Origin of the sequence: Natronohydrobacter thiooxidans (genome assembly GCF_001884735.1) — a bacterium.
Lineage (GTDB): Bacteria > Pseudomonadota > Alphaproteobacteria > Rhodobacterales > Rhodobacteraceae > Roseinatronobacter > Roseinatronobacter thiooxidans_A.
Genome location: NZ_MJAP01000006.1, coordinates 1 through 15,512, shown reverse-complemented (window position 1 = coordinate 15,512; position 15,512 = coordinate 1). Strand labels below are relative to the sequence as shown.

Here is a 15,512-nt window from a genome sequence, read left to right as displayed (position 1 = left end):
GAGGCCCGGGCCGCGTCATTGAAGTATCTGCTAATTCTTTCAGCCCGAACGGAGGGACATTCATGACCGCATCCGACTTTCGCCCGATGACCATCATGCCGCTCGGCCTCACGCTGTCGGTATTCTTGGTGGTCAGCTTCATTCTGTGCCTGTTGGCCGCCCTTGTCCTGCCGGAGCCGGGGATGCGCATGGTGCTTGAGGCGCTGCTTCCGGGCTTCGTCTGGCTCAGCGCCACCGGGGTCATCGTGGGGCTTCTGTGGCCGCGTTCTGGGGATGGTACATCGCCATCCTGTTCGTGCCGATCCGCAACTACTTTTACCGGCGCTTCGCCTGATCCCGGCCGCGCCCCATGCACGTCCATTCCGACAACCCGGCGGGCAGGATGAAGACCGATCGGCTTGTCCGGCCCTTGCCTGGCAACGAAGATTTCGCGCAAGACCTCGCCGCCGCCGCGCAGGCCGCCCCCGCCCTTGCGGACTGGATCGCGGCCGAAGTCGAACGGCCGTTGCTGATCGGCCCGGATTCGGAAAGCGCGCAATGGGTCGCGGCTATCGCCGGGCGGATCTGAGCGCCTTGGGCGGTGATGGAAAAGACCCGACGCGGCGACTATGATGTGTCCGTCGAACTGCCAGACCTAGTCGGCCACGCGGGTCGCGCGCCAGTGCTTGTCGACGACATCGTATCCTCAGGCCGCACGCTGATCGCAGCGGCCGGGCTGCTGGCCGCGCGCGGCATGTCCCGGACGGTGTGCGCATTGTTCGCCGGTGATGCTCTTGCACGCATTCAGTCGGTCGCGACGCGCGTGGTATCTTGCGACAACGTGCCCCATCCGTCGAATGCGATCCCGCTCGCCCCGCTCGTTGCCCGGGCGTTGGCTGCACTGCCCGACAGACCCCGGACCCGACAGGAGTATCCCAGATGCTGACTCTCACCACCGACGGCGCCGCCGGCACCGTCACTGGATCGCGCCACCTGCTGACCCGAGGCAACCAGCGCATCCTGATCAATTGCGGCCTGTTTCAGGGTTTCAAGTACCTTCGCGATCTGAACCGGGCGCCCTTTCCGGTCGAACCTGGCTCGATCGGTGCGGTGGTGCTGACCCACGCCCATCTTGATCACTGCGGCTATCTTCCGAAGCTGGTGGCCGACGGCTTTCGCGGCCCGATCTACGCCACCCCCGCGACCCGTGAGGTGGCCGAGATCATTCTGCGCGACAGCGGCCACATTCAGGAAAAGGAAGCCGAATACGCCAACCGCAAGGGCTTCACCCGGCACAAGCCAGCTCGTCCGCTCTACGGCGTGAAAAAGGCAGAGCGCGCGCTTCAAGCCTTCGTTGTTGTCGATTTCCATGCCCCGACGACCATTCTCGGCGATGCCGAACTGATCTACCGGCACGCTGGCCACATTCTCGGAGCGGCAACGGCGACGATCAGCTGGGCTGGCCGCAAGATCGCGTTTTCAGGCGATCTGGGGCGTTATGGCGACGAGGTCATGATCGACCCTGAACCCGTGGAAGAGGCTGATCATGTCGTGATCGAATCGACCTATGGCAACCGACGTCATGACCAGACAGACCCGGTCAAGGCATTGGCGGCGCTGATCTCGCGCGCAGCGGCGCGGGGCGGCACCATAGTGATCCCGTCCTTTGCCGTCGGTCGCGCGCAGTCGTTGCTTTACTACATCGCGAAGCTGAAGCAGGATGGACGGTTCCGCAATCTGCCAGTCTTTCTCGACAGCCCGATGGCAATCGACGCCAGCGAGCTTCTTTGCGCTCATCCCGACGACCACCGGATGTGCGCCGACATCTGTCGCAAGACCTGTGCCATCGCCACTTATGTCCGCGATGTCGAGGGCTCGAAAGCGATCATCGCCACGCCCTATCCCAAGATAGTGATTTCGGCCAGCGGCATGGCGACCGGGGGGCGCGTCCTGCACCACATCCGTGCCTTCGCGCCAGACCGGCGAAATCTCATACTGTTCACCGGCTTCCAGGCTGCGGGAACGCGCGGTCGGTCGATGGTGGACGGCGCGTCCGAGGTAAAGATGTTCGGCGAATGGGTGCCCGTGCGGGCTGAGATTGCCGACCTGCCGATGCTGTCGGCCCATGCCGACGCAGACGAGTTGCTGCGCTGGCTGGGCGGATTCAGCGCCCCGCCGAAGCGGGTCATAATCGTCCATGGAGAGCCGGACGCTGCCGAAGCATTGCGCGTGAAGATCGGCCGCGAGCTTGGCGGGTAAGCCAATGCCGCGCGCCAGTATCAGGAGTTCGCGCTTTGAGCCCGCAGGACGGCGGCGGCCGGGTTTCCCCGGCGCCGATGCGGCTTGTCCGCATGGGGTTGCACAGCCAGGGCGAGCCGGTCGCGATGATGCGGGCCGATTGCCATGTCTGCCGGTCCGAAGGGCTGCACGCACGCGCCTGGGTCGAGATCGAATCCGGCGGGCGCCGCGTCACGGCGAGGCTGCTTCCGGTCGAGGGAGGCGGGCTGAACCTGCACGAGATCGGGCTGTCGGAAAACATCTGGGCACGCCTCGGCGCGGTCGTGGGGGACGCGGCGGTGGTGCGCTCCGCCCCGTCTGGCCGTTGGGGGAACAGCGGCCACGCTCGCGCTGTGGATCAGCGTTCTCAGATACTACCCGCTCAACACGGGCTAATGCATTCACTTTCCTTACGCCGCTACTGGGCGTAGCGATCAGTATCGTGTTCCTGGGCGAAAGGCTGTCTACGCTTAGCGGGTTCGCATGGCGCTGACCGTTGCCGGGGTCGTGCTTGCCACGCGGGGTGTAAAGGACAGTGAGCCGCGACAAGACAGAGACGGCATCAGTCCAGAACTCGCGCAGGATTTCTTCTTCGGCTTGGTCCGCATAAGTCTTGTACTGGGCATTCTTGTATTCGCCCCCGGCGACTATGGTACGGTTCCAGGGCCTGTCATTCCCTGTAGCTGGTGTCGGCTCTCCGTAGAGGTGTTCGGCACCGAAGAAAATGCTGTGAAACGCGGTGTGGTCATGCTTAGGAATGATTGTCCTTTTGACGAGGACAATTACTACTCGGCATAGATCGTTGGAGGACTTGTTCAACCTCGTCTTTCGATCTGCGCGAATAGAACTGTTTTTCACCCGCAATCCCTATTCAAGTACAGTTTTCATATGATAGGATCAAATTTCATGGAGTAGAGATTCTACAACAAAATTTCATGCCAAAGGAACGGAATTCATGCCATCCGACCAAGAGGTACATTTTTCGGGCCCGAGGACCGTTTTTCGGGAACGTCGTCTTCCGGAGACCGCCACATTGGCAGGTTACGGGGCGCTGACCGAGGCCTACGGATTGTCTGTGCCGCTGCCTCGCAAACTTTCGGCAACGGGAAACCATCACCGGGTCGTTGAGGACGATGCATGGCGCATCCTGACGCCGCGCCACGCCCCGAGTTCAGACCTAAATGGCCACCTCACCTTCGCGCTCAAGTACGAAGGTCTTGATCTTGCTATCCTCACGAAGCTGTTCGCCGCGACTGGCCCTGACGCCATCATTGAAATCGTGCGCGACAAGCCGACCGGCAGCTACGCAAGGCGCATATGGTTTCTGTATGAATGGCTAACAGGTAGCCGGTTGGATTTGCCAGACGCAGACGGCGGTCGCTACGTGCCCGTGGTTGATCCCGACCAGCAGTTCGCCACGGAAGGTGAAAACGCCCCCCGATATCGCGTGAAAAACAATCTACCGGGAACCAGAGACTTCTGCCCGCTGGTCTTTCGCACGCAAAAGCTAGACGAGTTCATCGCCATGGACCTGGCCAGTCGTGCCCGGGCGGTCATTGCTGACGTCCCCCGGGACTTGCTCGCGCGCACGGCTGCATTCCTTTTGCTCAAAGACTCTCGTTCCAGCTACGCCATCGAAGGCGAGCGTCCGCCACAAGACCGGATTCAGCGATGGGGTCGAGCTATCGGCGAAGCCGGTCGCCAACCGCTCGACCGCGATGAGCTGCTACGACTGCAACGGATCGTCATAGGTGATACCCGGTTCAGCAAGCTGGGTTTCCGCGACGAGGGCGGTTTCGTTGGCGAGCATGACCGCGAAACAAGGATGCCGTTGCCTGAACACATAAGTGCTCGACATGAAGATCTTTCATCCCTGACCGACGGGATAATCGCGTTCGATCAAGACGCGTCTCGACACTCCGACCCGATCGTGTCCGCTGCAATTCTCGCATTCGGTTTCGTCTACATACACCCGTTTGAAGACGGCAATGGCCGACTGCACCGCTACCTGATCCACCATGTTCTGGCAGAGCGCGGCTTTAACCCACAGGGAGTAGTTTTCCCGGTATCAGCCGCGATCCTCGAACGTATCGAGGAGTACAGAACGGTGCTTGAGAGCTACTCAGCACGGCTGCTGCCGCTGATCGAGTGGGAGCCGACGGTGAAATTCAACGTGCGGGTCTTGAATGACACAGGCGATTTCTACCGCTTCTTCGACGCAACCCCGCACGCAGAGTTTCTCTATTCATGCGTTCAAAAGACAATCGAAGAAGACTTGCCGTCCGAGACGACATTCCTTCGAAATTACGATGCGTTCCGCGGCCAGGTCGAAGCCATTGTTGATATGCCTGGCCGCACACTTGATCTGTTGTTCCGCTTCCTTCAGCAAAACGGAGGCACCCTGTCGCGTCGAGCCAGATCCGATGAGTTCAAGGCATTGACCGATGATGAAACGGCACGCATCGAACAAGTATACGCGGAAACAATGAGTTAGATCAAAGTATCCTTGCATGCACTTGTCACAGGCGCAAGCACCAGCATCGCGACGAGGATTGCCGCGAGCCAAGGCCGCCAGAAACTGCAAGCGCTGAAGACACTTCATGGAAACATGATAATGGCTCAACTTAGCGTCCTCCAGCCGCGACGTACGTCACGTCTTCAACAAACTAGTCAGGTCTTCAGCAAAACTGTGTGATGCGTCTGCGCGTCATTGCTGCGCAGGTTTGACTATCCGATTGGCGAAGGCGGATAATGTCGGTGGTTCGGGCCCTCGGACACGATCCTGGACAGGGCAAGCACCACGATGAAGGCGGCAGTGCTCATCATGACGATCACCCAAAGCGCATATTGCGGTGACCAGGTGATCAGCCAGGCGAATCCGAATGGTGCCAATGCGCTCGCCAGATCCATAGGTCGGGCAAGGCGCCCTAGCCTGTGCCCATAGCCGAAGGAACCGAAGATATGAAATGGCAGCGCAGGACGAAGGATACCCAAAAGCCCAGCCGGCAAGCCATAAAGCACCGCCGAAACCGCCGCTAGCCAGACCGGAAGCGGTTCCTCGGCTACCGCGAATGCGAGCAGGGGCAGCAGGCTCAAGGGCAACATAGCGAAAACGATCCGCGCAAGCGCCATGCGCGCGATTCGAGCGCCCACAACGACGTCGATGCCCCGACTGACCAGAAACGCGATTCCGATGAGTGATGCCGCGAAGACGGCAGACTCACGCGGCGTACCAAGGGAAACGAAAAGATCAATGGTCAAGATTGCCATCACCATTCCGACGCAGTGAGTCAGGGTTGTCATGATGACCAGAAGACGAAAGGCCAGACGTGCCCGATCGGGCGGTACGTGGGCCAGGTTTTCCTCGACGGATTCGTTGTCAGGGCGGTTTGGCGCGCGGCGATGATGCCGCGCGATCGCAAGATGCGCCGGAAACGATACCAGCAGCGTGGCGCCAGCATAGATACCGCACAGAGTCCGCCAGTCCATGACCTGAAGCGCAACCTCGGAAAGCGGCCAGAAGAGTGTGGAGCAAAGTCCGGTGGCAAGGGTTAGCACGCCAATTCCGCGATAGGCGTTGCCACCGAAGAGTTGTACCAGCGCGGCATAGGCCGCAGTTGCAAGGGCGAGATGCATGCCTAGCCCGAAAATGCCCCATGCCGCAAAATAGGTTACTGGACCCTGCGCCACCGCCAGCAGCCCCAGAGCAACGCCGAATAACGGTGTGCCAAGGCAAAGTGCCGTCAACCCGCCGATCTGATCAATGAGCCGACCGGACAGTGGCGCAACGATAGCACCAATGATGAACATGACGCTGACGCCAGCATAGATCGTCGCGCGCTCCAGCTCCAGGCTCGCGCCCATGGGGGCGGCCAAGACGCCGATCAGCGATATGCTGGTGCCCCACCCCATCGTCTGCGTCAGCATCAGTGTTGCAATAAGAACGGGAGCTGCGCCACCATGGAACCTAGTCGACATCGGCAATGCTCTCCCCACTCGGCCATCGCTTGGTGAGACATTAGGGCGGTGTTGGCGCAGAGTCGTCTAATTTTCTGGAACATTCCAGCAGAATACTCTGGGTGCTGGAAGCCTGGCGGCAGCATCTTCTTCTCAGGCCACATAAGAAGATGTTTCTGCGTTCTGTGCCCACTACACTTAATGTGACTGGGCCATACAGAAAAAACGGGCACAAGACCTAGCGTGTAGGCTCTCAGGAAAGGGAGATACCATGCGTAAGATCGTGCTTCAGCGCTTTACGATTCTATTAGTCATGCTGTTCCTCGTATCCGTGGTGGCGTTCTGCCTGCCGCTTCTGAGCGGTGGAGATCCGGCCCGCGCGATTATGCTGTCGCGTGTCTCGGACATGAACCTCGCACCTGAAGCGGTTGAGGCGTTGCGCAGGGAATTGGGTCTGGACCGCCCACTTATGGCGCAATATCTGTCATGGCTGGGTTCGGCGCTACAAGGTGATTTCGGCTATTCCTTTGCCACGCGCCAGCCGGTTTCGGCCGAGATCGGACGCGCGCTTGGCGTCTCGATCATTCTTGCTCTGTCGGCCCTTGGCGTTGCGCTGGTTGTGGCGCTGCCTTTGGGGACGATGGCGGCAATGCGGCCGGGTGGCAAGGTTGATGGATTTACCACGCTTTTGATCCAGACCTTGGTCGCCACGCCCGAATACTGGTTCGCGCCGGTCTCGATACTGATTTTCGCGATCTGGCTTGGCTTTCTGCCCTCGGCGGGTTGGGAAAGCTGGCAATCGCTGATCCTTCCGGCGATGGCACTGATGTTACGGCCGATGGCCTATTTTACCCAAGTGACGCGGGCAGCGATGCGCGACGTGCTGGAGGCACCCTATATCACCGCCGCCCGTGCCCGCGGGCTGTCCATGAACCAGGCGGTTCTGCATCACGGTGTGCGCAATGGCTCGATGCCAGTTGTGACCTTCTTTGCGCTTTGGTTTGCGGGGCTTTTGGGCGGCGCGGTGGTGATCGAGGTCATCTTTGCCGTGCCCGGTATGGGCCGGCTGCTCTACGAGGCGGTGGTCAACCGCGACGTGCCGATGCTTCAGGGCGGGTTCGTCGCCATTGTCGGCCTGTCCATCGTCATCAATACCATCGCCGATGTTCTCTATGTCGTCATCAATCCAGCCATGCGAGGCAGCCATGGACATTGACATGTCGCACAACACCCCCACCCCGCAGCGCCGCGCGCGTCTGGCCGTCATCTATGGTTTCGTGTCCTCTCGGCACTGGACGTTCAAGGTCGGCGCTCTGTTGCTGGCCGCTGTTTTAGCGATGGTGTTCTTTGCCCCCTGGATAGCGCCATATGATCCCGGCGCCCAGAATCTGATTCACCGGCTGCAACCCCCATCGGCCAGCCACTGGCTGGGCACCGACCATCTGGGCCGCGATGTGCTGTCGCGCCTGATCGTCGGCGGGCAGTTCACCGTCACCGTCGCGGCCATCACTGTTGTCTTCTCGCTGGTTGTCGGCACGCTGATCGGGGTCATTGCCGGTCGGGTCGGCGGACTTGTCGACGAAGTGGCGATGCGCGTGGTCGATCTGCTGATTTCGGTGCCCGATGTGGTGGTTGCGATCTTCCTGATCGGTGTGTTCGGGTCGAATTACTTCACGCTGATCCTGTCGCTGACGCTGGTCGGCTGGACCCCCTTTGCCCGTCTGGCCCGCGCGCTGGCCAAAGAGGTCAATTCCCGCGAATATATCCGTGCCGCCGAGGTACTGGGCATGCGGCGCAGCTTCGTGATTTTCCGCCACATCATCCCCAACACGATCCGGCCGATTGCGGCGGTGTCCTTCCTGCGCTTCGGACACAAGCTGATCACCGTTGGCGGGCTCTCCTATCTGGGGCTTGGGGTGCAACCGCCCAACCCGGACTGGGGTCTGATGCTGGCCGAGGCCCAACCCTATCTGGAACGCGTACCGCTTTTGATGATCGCCCCCGGCGCCGTGATCTTCATTGCTGCGCTGAGCGTGACCTGGATGGGCCACGGCATGGAGATCGAGCGGCGCCGCACAGGCAAGCAGGACAAAAGCTGAGGAGGCGGGCATGAACAACCAGATGGCAGCACCCAAAGACCGCGACCCATTGCTGGAGGTCCGCAACCTGCGGGTCGCGCTGGAAAGCGGCAAGACCGTGGTTGACGGCCTTGATCTGACAATCGGCCGGCGCGAAGTGGTGGCGCTGGTCGGCGAAAGCGGATCGGGCAAAAGCGTCACGGCGCTGGCGCTCTCGCGGCTTCTGCCCGACGCGCTGCAACTCGTGGGCGGGTCGATCTGCTTTGAAGGACAGGATATCGTCAAGAAATCCGAGGCCGAGCTGAACCGGATGCGCGGCGCGGATATTTCCATGCTGTTTCAGCAGCCACAGGTCATGCTGGACCCGACCGCGCGGGTTCACACGCAGGTTGCCGAACCGCTGCGCCAGCATCGTGGCCTGAACCGCCGCGCGGCCTTTGACCGGGTGGTCGAGCTGTTGCACAGTGTCGGCATCCCGGCCCCGGCGCAACGCGCGCGCGCGTTTTCCTACCAGCTTTCAGGCGGGATGGCGCAGCGGGTCATGATCGCGGCGGCGATGGCGGCGGGGCCAAAACTGCTGATCGCGGATGAGCCGACGACCGCGCTTGATGTTACGGTACAGACCCAGATCCTGCGGTTGCTGAAAGCCGAACGCGAACGCCAAGACCTGTCAATCCTGCTGATCACGCATGATTTGTCGATTGTCTCGGCCTTCGCCGACCGGGTCGCGGTGATGTATGCCGGACGCATTCTGGAAGAAGGGCCGACCGAGCAGATCATGAACCGGCCCACGCATCCCTATACCCGCGCGCTGATCCGCTGTTCGCTTCTGGTGCCCGAAGATGACGGCAGGCTGCTGTCAATCCCCGGCTCCGGGTCGAACGCGCTGGAGATCAAATGCGGCTGCCGCTTCGCGCCGCGCTGCGCGCTGATGCAGACCCACCCGGAACTGCATGCCGCCTGCCACGGCCATGAACCCGCCCTTGAAGCTGTGGGCGATGGCTGGAAGTCGCGCTGTCACGCGGCAGACAATCTGCAGCATGAAGGAGACGCCGCATGAAACGTCACGCGATCCCCGTACCCGGCTGCGTCGAAGACTGCTGCCGCCGCGACGCGCCCCGCTATGCCGATCTCGCGCATCGCGAAGCAGCGTTTCTATCGGTCGAGGATGTCTCGAAGCATTACATTCTGCCGGGTTTTGGCGGCCCGAAGGTGGTGAAATCGGTCGAGGGCATCACGCTTCGGGTACGTCCCGGCGAGGTCATGGGGCTGGTCGGCGAATCCGGCTGTGGCAAAAGCACCTTCGCCAAGATTGTCACCCGCCTGACCGGCGCGACCAGGGGCAAGGTTCTGATCGATGACGAGGATTGGCTTGCACCGACCGGCGAGGCCCTGCGTCGCCGCCGCCGCGATGTGCAACTGATCTTTCAGGATCCTTTCGCCGCGCTGGACCCCAGAATGACCATCGGCACCAGCATGGGCGCGCCGATGGCCCATCATGGCATTGGCACGGGTGCGGCGGACCGGCGCGCGCGGGTGATCGAGATGCTGTATGATGTGGGCCTCGATGCCAGTTTCTATGACCGGCTGCCGAAACAATGCTCGGGCGGGCAGTTGCAGCGTGTGGTGATCGGCCGCGCGCTGTTGTTGGAGCCGAAGCTTCTGATCTGCGACGAACCGACCTCGGCGCTTGATGCCTCGATGCGCACCCAGATCCTGAACCTGCTGATGGACCTCAAGGACCGGCGCGGCCTGACAATGGTTATGATTTCCCATGATTTGCGCGTCGTGCGCTATCTGTGTGACCGTATCGCCGTCATGTATCTGGGCAAGCTGGTCGAGATCGCCGACCGCGACACGCTGTTCGATATGCCGACCCATCCCTATACCAAGGCGCTGATTGCCGCGTCTTTGCTTGATCAGAATGGCCTTGATGCCCCCGAAGCCATGCTTGAGGGCGAGTTGCCAAGCCCGCTGAACCCGCCCACCGGCTGCAGTTTTCACACCCGCTGCCCACATGCCCGCCCTGATTGCGCCCAGCATGAGCCGATGCTGAAGAAGGCGCGGATCAGCCAGTTCGTGCGCTGTCGGCACTGGGAGGCCATCACCTTGGCAGCTGCAACCGACGGTGCCGCTCCGGACCTGTTGTCCTCATCACCGGGGCCATCTGAACACTCTAATGCATCCGTTTTGTAAACACGCATAGCCAGTCATTCGGCAGGCCGAGGATGCCGGTTTGCCTTCACCAACCGGGAGAAAACAAGATGAAAACAGCACTGATAGTTTCAACAACTGCGCTGCTCGCCGGGACCTCGGCGATGGCGCAAGGAGGGCATGTCACCTTCACTGAACATGTGGGCATCTCTGCCAATTGGGAGATGTACTCGGACGATTCCTATATTGCGTCGCGCGCGGGCTGCTACGAGGGGCTGACGCGGGTCTCGCATGACGTTACGGTAGAGCCTTGGCTTGCCACCGGCTGGGAACGGATCGACCCGACGACATGGGAGTTCCAGATCCGCGAGGGCGTGCGTTTTCAGGATGGCAGCTCACTTGATGCTGCGGCAGTCGCCAACGCACTGACGGAGCTTCTGAACGCAGCAGTTCCCGCGCGGGCATTTTCGCCGGCCGTGGTCTCTTCGGTCGAGGCCACCGGGCCGATGACCGTCGCCATCACGACGGTAGAACCAATCGTCACACTGCCGGGGCGTCTTGCCGCGCCCGCAGCCGCGATCCTGTCGCCTGCGGCCTATGGCGGTCGGGGGGTCAATCCGGTCGGCGCTTGCACCGGCCCGTTCGAGATCACCGAATATGACGCCAGACAATCCGTCACGCTGAAGCGGTTTGATGACTACTGGGGTGGCGACGTGCAACTGGCGAGCGCGCAGGTGCGCTTCATCCCGGATGCCAATACCCGCTCAGCAATGGTGCGCACCGGCGAAGTGCAGATCGCACTTCGGGTGCCGACCGAGGCGGTGGCCCAGATTTCCGCCGCCCCCGGCGCGGATGTGATCGAGGCCAGCGCGCCCCGTATCACCGAACTGTTGCTGAACAATGGGCGGGCGCCCTTTGATAATGTTCTGGTGCGACAGGCGGTTAAGCTGGCAATCGACACCGCCGCGATCTCGGTCGCGGTCTATGACGGGGCGAGCCCGCCTGCGGGGGGTCCGTTCCGCGCCGGCGAGCCGTGGCATTCCCCGAATGCGCCAGCGGTCCAGCGCGATCTGGACAAGGCCCGCGCGCTGCTGGCGGAAGCCGGGGTCGACCCTGCCTCGCTTCACCTGCAAATCCTTGGCATCCCCACACGGACAGAACAGCGCGATATTGCACAGATCATACAGGCGATGCTGTCCGAGATCGGGATCCATGTCAGCATCCGGATTGCCGAATATACCTCGATCGAACCGGACATGCTGAGCGGGAACTATGACATGGCGCTGATGTCACGCGGCTATCTGACCGACGTACCCGAGCCGATCGGTATGCTCTCCGCCGACTATTCCTGCGCGGGAACATATAATATCTCGCAATATTGCGATCCTGACTTCGACCTCATGCTGCAGGCAGCGGCGGCCGAAGAGGATCCGGACGCGCGTTATCGGGCCTATGGGGAACTCGCGCAATATATCTATGATCAGGCGATTACCGTCTTTCTGGTGAACGAGACCGTCTTTGACGCGGCATCGTCGCGGGTCACGGGCTATAGGCCGCATCCTCAGAACTACTATGTTCTGAGTGCTGAAGTCAGCATCGAGTAAGACACGAAGCCGGTCCGGCGCCTCAAATCGGTGCCGGACCCTGCCCCGGATCCGGGGCAGGAATTGCCGCCCGATGCGGCGTGAAGAAGGACTGAAGCGCATGGCTCATCACGATCATCACGGGCACGATCATGATCACGATCACGGGCACCACCATGTTCCCGATGTGACGCCGAAGAATGAGAAGGTCATTCTTGTGGCCTTCGTTATCACCTTCACCTTCATGTTTGTCGAGGCGGTCGGCGGCGTGATTTCAGGGTCGCTGGCGCTGATCGCCGATGCGGGTCACATGATGACCGATGCCGCGGCGCTGGCCCTGGCCTGGGCTGCTTTTCGCTTCGGTCGGCGCAAGCGCGATGACAGGCGATCTTTTGGATATATGCGGTTCGAGATTCTGGCCGGTTTCGTCAACGCACTGATGCTGATCCTTCTTGTTATGTGGATCGCCTATGAGGTGGTGATGCGCATCCTCGATCCCACGCCGATCCTCGCAGGACCGATGCTGATCATTGCCTGCCTTGGGCTGGTGGTGAATGCAACGGTGCTCTGGATGCTGATGCAGGGCGACCGCGACCATGTGAATATCCGGGGCGCGATGCTGCATGTTCTGGGCGATTTTCTCAGTTCGGTTGCGGCGATTTCTGCCGCAATTGCCATCTATTTTACCGGCTGGACGCCAATTGACCCGATGCTGTCACTGCTGGTTTCGGCGGTCGTATTGCGTAGTGCTCTGATACTGCTGAAATCGACACTGCATATCCTGATGGAAGGTACGCCAACAGGGGTGGTGATTTCGGAAATGCGCGAAACGCTGTCGAACGAGGTCGATGGCGTCATTGACCTGCACCATGTGCATGTCTGGTCGATCACCTCAGGCAAGCCTTCGGCTACTATGGAAGTGCAGGTCGCTGATGACGCCGATCCGGCAAAAGTGGTGCGCGCCATCAAGGCAAGACTCGCATCGGCCTACGGCATTGCCCATTCTACAATTGAAATCGACTGGGAACATGAACGGCGGAATTGTGTTCTGGGGACCGACGGCAGGACGGGGAGCCACCAACACGACCACGGCCATTGGCACGAGCACCGCGAGAAACAACATCACGACCACCTGCCATCACGGCGCATCTGCCCGGGATGAATCATCTGCGACTGGGGGCGCTGCAAGGCGAGATCCCCCGGGCTTTCTGAGCGTCTGAAAAGAGGGGAGCAGCTACTATGCCAGCGCGAGGAGCAAACGAAGCACACCTGCTGGATGCTTTTGAGACGACGGCGCGACCGCTGATGCCCGATGACGTTTCTGCGCTACATGAACTCTCGGTCAGCGTCGGCTGGCCGCATCGCGCGCGCGACCTCGCCACTCTGATCGAGATCGGCGAGGGGTTTCTGGCGTGCGACGAGATTGGTCGCGCCGCCGGCTCGGCGATGTGCTTCCCGATGGGGGAGGGCTTCGCGACCATCGGGATGATGGTGACCACGCCGCGATTGCAGCACCATGGTGCCGGGCGTTGGCTGCTCCGAAAAGTGATGGAGCGCTGCGCCGGGCGGGAATTACGCCTAAATGCTACTCAACAGGCCTATAGGCTCTACCAGTCCGAAGGCTTCATTCCCGTCCGCACCATCCGTTTGTGCGAGGGCATTGCCCGCAACCTGGCTGTTCCCCCCGCACCGTCGGGTACTGTCCTGCGGGCGGCTGGGCGGCAGGACATCGATATCATTTCTGCTTTGGATCTTGCTGCGTTCGGTGCGGATCGTGGTGCTATATTTCGTTCGGTTTTTCCGGAATGTGAGGGTTTGATCCTTGAACGTGCCGGCACGCCGGTCGGATTTGCGCTCGTTCGGGAGTTCGGCCGCGGCTGGCTGATCGGGCCTGTCGTCGCACCGGACGAAACCGCCGCACGCGCCTTGATTGCCCCGCTGGTTATCGGGCACGCGGGCAGATTTGTTCGCATCGACATCGGGCAGGAGTACTCGGCGCTCCGCAGCTTTCTGCACGACGCTGGGCTTGCAGAAACCGATAAAGTGACATCGATGGTGTTCGGCCCGAACCGGGCGGGCCGGACGCCGGGGGTCTTCGCGCTGATGAGCCACACCTTGGGTTGATGCCGTCATCGCGAGTGTAAGTCAGCCAGCGGATCGGGCACCCGGTTCTGCAGATCGACAAGTCGGCGCGCCGTTCCCTGACAATCATATCAAGCCCGACGTTCCTGCTGCAGCAACGCGCCAAGCCCCGGGACCGTGCCGATCTGCCCGATTACCTGCGCGAACCGCATGCCGGGCCTGTCGGGACCAGCGCTGATCATGGTAACGCTGAAGCTTCCGCCTCCGGTGTTTCTTCCGGCGTGAAGAACACATCGACATGCAAGTCATCAGCCGCCAACCCGCGCGCGCGCAGCATCGACGCAGCGGCGTCGGTCATCGCGGGCGGTCCGGCGACATATGCCTTCCAACCGGACAGATCGCCAAGATCGGCGGCAATCGCCTCGGTGACAAGGCCGGTGCGGTGCTGATCATCATCTGTGGTCTGCGAAAGCACCGGAATGAAGCTCAGATTGGGGTGGCGGGTGCAGAGTTCTGAGAAATGGTCGACAAGATAGAGGTCGCGCGCTTCGCGCACGCCGAAGTAAAAACGGATCGGTTGCGCGAAGCCGTGCTCCAGCGCGGTTTCAGCGATGGACTTCATCGGTGCCATGCCCGAACCGCCAGCGACCAGCAGCATCGGGCCAGTGTGGCGGTGGCGCAGGTATGAGCTGCCGAGGGGGCCCTCGACCATCACCTGATCGCCGATCTCCAGACAGTTCGCGACGCGCTCGCTCGTGGCGCCACCCGGTACGCGGCGGATGTGAAACTCCAGAATGCTGTCGCCGGGCTGGCTGGCCATCGAATAGTCGCGGGTCGGTGCGCCCGCGAAGGACAGTCTGGCATATTGACCCGCGCTGAAGGCTAGCGGCGCGCTATCCTCGAACGACAGGCGCACGCGGCGGATATCATGGGTGGCATCATCAAAGCCGACGACACGCGCGCGCAGAACACGCAACGGATGGGTCTCTTCCTGTTTGCCGAGCCAGGCCACCGCCGCATCGGTGTGGGGTTGTGCCCGACAAGCCAGGATCAGCCCGCCTGCGCGTTCTTCGGGTGTCAGGGCGAAGGGCGTGTGCGGCAGCAACTCGACCTTGCCCTCGATCAGCCGCGACTTGCACGACCCGCAACGGCCTGATCGGCAGCCATGGGGATAGGCGATGCCCTGCTCGAGGGCGGTTTCAAGGATGGTGCGGCCGGCGGCGACGACAATCTGGCGGCCTGCCTGACGGATTTCAACGGTGTTTGCCACGGCTTCCCTTTCTGGCTTCCGGGTGCGCGCGGCCCTTCATATCCGCATCCTTCACGGGCCGGACTGCCCGCAGCGCACCCTCTTTCTATTTCCTGGGCGATTCGAAGGATAAGGATTCCAGCGATGGTAAGG

General features: G+C 61.4%; 16 protein-coding genes. 14 read left to right on the top strand and 2 right to left on the bottom strand.

Annotated elements, in window-relative coordinates:
- Positions 1 to 62 precede the first annotated feature (62 nt).
- From BG457_RS19850 to BG457_RS06020, 7 genes are all read left to right on the top strand, one after another.
- On the top strand, positions 63 to 386 hold the full coding sequence (locus BG457_RS19850; RefSeq protein ID WP_139257571.1) for a hypothetical protein: 324 nt from the start codon (positions 63 to 65) through the stop codon (positions 384 to 386).
- On the top strand, positions 383 to 568 hold the full coding sequence (locus tag BG457_RS20410) for a hypothetical protein (protein ID WP_071796140.1): 186 nt from the start codon (positions 383 to 385) through the stop codon (positions 566 to 568). The genes BG457_RS19850 and BG457_RS20410 overlap by 4 nt, the downstream gene beginning before the upstream one ends.
- Positions 569 to 583: 15 nt before the next feature.
- On the top strand, positions 584 to 925 hold the full coding sequence (locus BG457_RS20405; RefSeq protein WP_071796139.1) for a phosphoribosyltransferase family protein: 342 nt from the start codon (positions 584 to 586) through the stop codon (positions 923 to 925).
- Positions 919 to 2,238, top strand: a complete 1,320-nt coding sequence (locus BG457_RS06030; RefSeq protein ID WP_071796138.1) for an MBL fold metallo-hydrolase RNA specificity domain-containing protein — start codon at positions 919 to 921, stop codon at positions 2,236 to 2,238. Before BG457_RS20405 ends, BG457_RS06030 begins: the two co-directional genes overlap by 7 nt.
- Positions 2,239 to 2,273: 35 nt before the next feature.
- On the top strand, positions 2,274 to 2,687 hold the full coding sequence (locus BG457_RS20150) for a hypothetical protein (RefSeq protein ID WP_175546736.1): 414 nt from the start codon (positions 2,274 to 2,276) through the stop codon (positions 2,685 to 2,687).
- A gap of 52 nt (positions 2,688 to 2,739) precedes the next feature.
- Positions 2,740 to 3,054 (top strand): hypothetical protein, encoded by a 315-nt coding sequence (locus tag BG457_RS20145; RefSeq protein ID WP_175546735.1) that lies wholly within the window; start codon positions 2,740 to 2,742, stop codon positions 3,052 to 3,054.
- 157 nt (positions 3,055 to 3,211) lie between these two features.
- Entirely contained in the window at positions 3,212 to 4,750 is a 1,539-nt protein-coding gene (locus BG457_RS06020) for a Fic family protein (protein WP_071796136.1), read from the top strand.
- A 233-nt stretch (positions 4,751 to 4,983) separates the two neighbouring features.
- Here BG457_RS06020 and BG457_RS06015 read toward each other — a convergent pair whose 3' ends face one another.
- Positions 4,984 to 6,183, bottom strand: a complete 1,200-nt coding sequence (locus BG457_RS06015) for an MFS transporter (RefSeq protein ID WP_071796135.1) — start codon at positions 6,181 to 6,183, stop codon at positions 4,984 to 4,986.
- Positions 6,184 to 6,484: 301 nt separating this feature from the next.
- Here BG457_RS06015 and BG457_RS06010 point away from each other — a divergent pair, with 301 nt between their 5' ends.
- From BG457_RS06010 to BG457_RS05980, 7 genes are all read left to right on the top strand, one after another.
- Positions 6,485 to 7,429, top strand: a complete 945-nt coding sequence (locus tag BG457_RS06010; protein WP_071796134.1) for an ABC transporter permease — start codon at positions 6,485 to 6,487, stop codon at positions 7,427 to 7,429.
- Position 7,430: 1 nt separating this feature from the next.
- A complete protein-coding gene (locus BG457_RS06005) occupies positions 7,431 to 8,312 on the top strand; it encodes an ABC transporter permease (protein ID WP_217649496.1) in 882 nt (293 codons plus the stop codon).
- Positions 8,313 to 8,322: 10 nt separating this feature from the next.
- On the top strand, positions 8,323 to 9,351 hold the full coding sequence (locus BG457_RS06000; RefSeq protein WP_071796132.1) for an ABC transporter ATP-binding protein: 1,029 nt from the start codon (positions 8,323 to 8,325) through the stop codon (positions 9,349 to 9,351).
- The gene (locus BG457_RS05995; RefSeq protein WP_084657492.1) at positions 9,348 to 10,487 is read left to right on the top strand and encodes an ABC transporter ATP-binding protein; all 1,140 of its coding nucleotides are present in this window, start codon (positions 9,348 to 9,350) and stop codon (positions 10,485 to 10,487) included. The genes BG457_RS06000 and BG457_RS05995 overlap by 4 nt, the downstream gene beginning before the upstream one ends.
- A gap of 68 nt (positions 10,488 to 10,555) precedes the next feature.
- Entirely contained in the window at positions 10,556 to 12,049 is a 1,494-nt protein-coding gene (locus BG457_RS05990; RefSeq protein WP_071796131.1) for an ABC transporter substrate-binding protein, read from the top strand.
- 100 nt (positions 12,050 to 12,149) lie between these two features.
- On the top strand, positions 12,150 to 13,190 hold the full coding sequence (locus tag BG457_RS05985) for a cation diffusion facilitator family transporter (protein ID WP_071796164.1): 1,041 nt from the start codon (positions 12,150 to 12,152) through the stop codon (positions 13,188 to 13,190).
- A gap of 143 nt (positions 13,191 to 13,333) precedes the next feature.
- Positions 13,334 to 14,152, top strand: a complete 819-nt coding sequence (locus tag BG457_RS05980) for a GNAT family N-acetyltransferase (protein ID WP_175546734.1) — start codon at positions 13,334 to 13,336, stop codon at positions 14,150 to 14,152.
- A 196-nt stretch (positions 14,153 to 14,348) separates the two neighbouring features.
- Here the strand turns inward: BG457_RS05980 and BG457_RS05975 are convergent, their stop codons facing one another.
- On the bottom strand, positions 14,349 to 15,380 hold the full coding sequence (locus BG457_RS05975) for a 2Fe-2S iron-sulfur cluster-binding protein (RefSeq protein WP_071796129.1): 1,032 nt from the start codon (positions 15,378 to 15,380) through the stop codon (positions 14,349 to 14,351).
- Positions 15,381 to 15,512: the final 132 nt, after the last annotated feature.

Coding starts and splice junctions, on each gene's coding strand:
- BG457_RS19850 (WP_139257571.1), top strand. CDS start 63: ATGACCGCATCCGACTTTCGCCCGATGACCATCATGCCGCTCGGCCTC.
- BG457_RS20410 (WP_071796140.1), top strand. CDS start 383: ATGAAGACCGATCGGCTTGTCCGGCCCTTGCCTGGCAACGAAGATTTC.
- BG457_RS20405 (WP_071796139.1), top strand. CDS start 584: ATGGAAAAGACCCGACGCGGCGACTATGATGTGTCCGTCGAACTGCCA.
- BG457_RS06030 (WP_071796138.1), top strand. CDS start 919: ATGCTGACTCTCACCACCGACGGCGCCGCCGGCACCGTCACTGGATCG.
- BG457_RS20145 (WP_175546735.1), top strand. CDS start 2,740: ATGGCGCTGACCGTTGCCGGGGTCGTGCTTGCCACGCGGGGTGTAAAG.
- BG457_RS06020 (WP_071796136.1), top strand. CDS start 3,212: ATGCCATCCGACCAAGAGGTACATTTTTCGGGCCCGAGGACCGTTTTT.
- BG457_RS06015 (WP_071796135.1), bottom strand. CDS start 6,183: ATGCTGACGCAGACGATGGGGTGGGGCACCAGCATATCGCTGATCGGC.
- BG457_RS06010 (WP_071796134.1), top strand. CDS start 6,485: ATGCGTAAGATCGTGCTTCAGCGCTTTACGATTCTATTAGTCATGCTG.
- BG457_RS06005 (WP_217649496.1), top strand. CDS start 7,431: ATGTCGCACAACACCCCCACCCCGCAGCGCCGCGCGCGTCTGGCCGTC.
- BG457_RS06000 (WP_071796132.1), top strand. CDS start 8,323: ATGAACAACCAGATGGCAGCACCCAAAGACCGCGACCCATTGCTGGAG.
- BG457_RS05995 (WP_084657492.1), top strand. CDS start 9,348: ATGAAACGTCACGCGATCCCCGTACCCGGCTGCGTCGAAGACTGCTGC.
- BG457_RS05990 (WP_071796131.1), top strand. CDS start 10,556: ATGAAAACAGCACTGATAGTTTCAACAACTGCGCTGCTCGCCGGGACC.
- BG457_RS05985 (WP_071796164.1), top strand. CDS start 12,150: ATGGCTCATCACGATCATCACGGGCACGATCATGATCACGATCACGGG.
- BG457_RS05980 (WP_175546734.1), top strand. CDS start 13,334: ATGCCCGATGACGTTTCTGCGCTACATGAACTCTCGGTCAGCGTCGGC.